Annotated in this window: 1 protein-coding gene; it reads left to right on the forward strand. The window is 42.9% G+C overall.

The features are described from left to right. Positions 1 to 315, forward strand: a 315-nt coding sequence (locus NE638_RS17930; protein WP_173746896.1) for an ABC transporter ATP-binding protein, incomplete at both ends; no start/stop codon positions are given.

The following is a 315-nucleotide window of genomic DNA, read 5'->3' on the forward strand; positions in this document are numbered from 1 at the left end:
AAAGAATCGACAGTATCGAGACAACACTGGCGCATATTGTCCCGGAATTCACGTCCAATCTGCTGGCACCGATTGTGATTTTGATTTATTTCTTCCTGACAGACTGGAGACTGGCACTCTGGTCATTGGTGCCGGTTATAGTGGGATTTCTTTCCTATTTTGGAATGATGCTGGATTATAAACCAAGCTTCGAGAGAACGGTTCAGACAACAAAAGATCTGAATGATGCGGCAGTGGAATATATTGACGGAATCGAAGTGATCAAGGCATTTGGAAAGACAGAAAGTTCTTATGCCAAATTTACAAAGGCGGCTT

The sequence above is a fragment of the Blautia sp. MSK.18.38 genome, from assembly GCF_024460535.1.
Classification (GTDB): Bacteria; Bacillota; Clostridia; order Lachnospirales; family Lachnospiraceae; genus Blautia_A; species Blautia_A fusiformis.